The sequence below is a fragment of the Sphingomonas sp. FUKUSWIS1 genome (genome assembly GCF_000733135.1).
Lineage (GTDB): Bacteria > Pseudomonadota > Alphaproteobacteria > Sphingomonadales > Sphingomonadaceae > Sphingomonas > Sphingomonas aerolata.
On record NZ_JPJC01000244.1, the window covers coordinates 1 to 2,580 of the forward strand.

Sequence of the window (2,580 nt, forward strand, 5' to 3'; positions counted from 1 at the left end):
GCGTCAGTGTCGCCGCCCTCCCCGCGCTCGCGACCGGCAGCGCGAACGCGGTCGACCTGCTGGTCGGGCGCGACCTGCTCGCCGCGCACGCGCTCGACATCGATTATGCCGCGCGCCGCTTCCGGCTGATCCCGACCGGGCGGCTGCCCTTTGCGGGCGAGACCGCGTCGCTGACGATCTCGTCCGATCGGCGCGTCTATGAAAGCGCGGTCCGGATCGGCACGCACGCGCTGGCGCCGATCGTCGTCGATACCGGCGACGGATCGGCGATCACCGTGACCGCGGCGGGCTGGCGCCGTGCCGCGCCGCCGGGGCTGCCGACCACCACCGCGATCGCCTATGGGCTCGGCGGCTCGGTCGTCAGCGGCCTCGCGATCGCCCCCGAGATCCGGGTCGGTACGCTCGTCGCGCGAGACACCGAGGTGCGGATCGAGCCCGAGGCGGGCTTTTCACAGTCGATCGGCGCCGCCGGGCGGCTCGGCTCGGGGTTTCTCCAGCATTATCGCGTGCTGCTCGACCCGAGCGCGGCGCGGATGGTCCTGCGCCGCGGCGACGTCGCCGATCCCCGCCCCATCCGATCGACCAGCGGTCTGCTCATGGGGGTCGAAAGCAACCGGCTGAAGGTCCTGCACGTGATGCGCGGCGGCCCGGCCGAGGCGACCGGGTGGCAGGTCGGCGACCTGATCTGTTCGATCGACGGCCAGCCCATTCCCCGCGACTATCCAGCCAGCCCGCTGGCGAACTGGACTATCCGCCCGCCCGGCAGCGTCGTCCGGCTCGGGCTGTGCGACGGTACGACGCGCACACTGACGCTCAGGACTTTCTACTGATGACATCGGCCAAGACCGCACCGTCCGGATCCCGCTGGACGCCCGCGCTGATCCTGCTTCTTATCGCGCTGGCGATCCGCGCCTGGGATTTCGGCAATCCGGTGATTGCCGTCGACGAGCAATATTATCTGCTGGTCGGCGACCGGATGCTGCACGGCGCGATCCCCTTTGTCGACATCTGGGATCGCAAGCCGATCGGGCTGTTCCTGCTGTTCGCGGCGATACGGCTGCTCCCCGGCGACGGGATCCTCGCCTATCAGCTCGTCGCGACCGGCTGCGCCTGGCTGACTGCGGTCCTCGTTCATCACGGCGCGATGCGGGTCGGCGCGACGCGGCGCGGTGCGCTGGCGGCGGGAGCGACCTATCTGGCCGGGCTATCGCTGCTCAGCGGCGGCGGCGGACAGGCACCGGTCTTCTACAATCTGCCGATCGCGATCGCCGCGCTGCTGACCTTCCGCCTGCCCGCACTCGCGGCGGCGAACGACCGCCGCGCGATCGTGCGTGGCGGCGCGCTGGCCTGCCTGCTCGCAGGGATCGCGATCCAGATGAAATACACGCCCGCCTTCGAGGGCGCGTTCTTCGGGCTGGCGCATCTCTGGTTCCACCGCCGCACCGGCGCGCCGGTCTCAGCGACGCTGGGTGCGGCGCTGCTGTGGATCGCCGTCGGCCTCGCGCCGTCGCTCGCCGCGCTCGGCTGGTACACCGCGCACGACCTGTTCGCGACCTTCTGGTTCGCCAACGTCACCTCGATCTTCCTGCGCCCCGGCTATCCGCTCGCGCAGGTGGTGATGCGGCTGCTCGGCATCCTCGTCCAGCTGCTCCCGCTGATCGCCGCCGCGGCGATCACCTGGCATCGCCGCGCGCATCTCGGGATCGACCGTGCGGTCGCGCGGCTCGCCTTTGGCTGGCTGATCGCGGCGTCGCTCGGCTTCCTCGCGATTGGTACCTTCTTCGATCATTACGGCCTGCCGCTGGTCGCCCCGCTGGCGATCGCCGCCGCGCCCGCGCTGTCACGCCATGCCAAGCTGCTCGCGATCGCGCTGATCGTCCCCTTCACGATCCTCGCGGTCGAACGCGTCGTCCGGCGCGACGACGCCGACGGCGCCTATGCGCTGGCCCGCATCGTCCAGGCGAACAGCGGCGACGAATGCCCCTATGTGTTCCGCGGCGACACCGTCACCTATCTGCTCGCACGGACCTGCGTACCGACGCCCTACGCCTTTCCCAACCTGCTCAGCCTGTCGACCGAACAGGGCGCGACCGGGATCGACGAGGCGGCCGAGGTGCGCCGCATCCTCGCCAACCGTCCGCCGGTGATCGTCACCTCGACGCGCCGCCTGTCGATCTGGAACGTCGGCAGCCTGCGCGCGCTGAAGGCGACGCTCGCGAGCGACTATCGCCTCGTCTTCACCACGCGCCGGCTGAAGGACCGCAGCGCCGTCTATCTGCGCAACGACCGCGTGTTCGTCGCCCCCGTTCAGCGGGCTCCGTCGAGCCCCGTGCCCACCGCCGCCGACGGCAGGTAACGCGGCGCGGTCCGCGCGTTGGCCCGCTGTTCATAGGCATAGCCCGCGTTCAGCACCGTGCCGTCGCCGTAGCGCGTCGCGATGAACGACAGCCCGACCGGCAACCCGCGGACCAGCCCCATCGGCACGGTCAGGTTGGGATAGCCCGCGACCGCGGGCAGTTCGCTCGCGCTCGGCCCGCCATATTGGTCGCCGTACACTGGCTCGCTGAGCCAGGCGGGACC

At 70.9% G+C, this 2,580-nt stretch carries 2 protein-coding genes and 1 pseudogene; 2 read left to right on the top strand and 1 reads right to left on the bottom strand.

The features are described from left to right. Together sphsw_RS19930 and sphsw_RS15340 are read left to right on the top strand one after the other, a co-directional pair. The coding region (locus sphsw_RS19930) for a PDZ domain-containing protein (protein WP_031441372.1) at positions 1-830 on the top strand (830 nt) is incomplete at its 5' end. Further along, a complete protein-coding gene (locus sphsw_RS15340; RefSeq protein ID WP_042467482.1) occupies positions 830-2,356 on the top strand; it encodes a hypothetical protein in 1,527 nt (508 codons plus the stop codon). The genes sphsw_RS19930 and sphsw_RS15340, both read left to right, overlap by 1 nt. On the opposite strand, the pseudogene sphsw_RS20605 reads toward sphsw_RS15340, so the two are convergent. Next, a pseudogene (locus tag sphsw_RS20605) lies at positions 2,308-2,580 on the bottom strand (amidase); the annotation flags it as partial. The gene sphsw_RS15340 and the pseudogene sphsw_RS20605 sit on opposite strands and share 49 nt — an antisense overlap.

What these genes read in the sequence shown, in the direction of transcription:
- sphsw_RS15340 (WP_042467482.1), top strand. Translation starts at nt 830, where the DNA reads ATGACATCGGCCAAGACCGCACCGTCCGGATCCCGCTGGACGCCCGCG.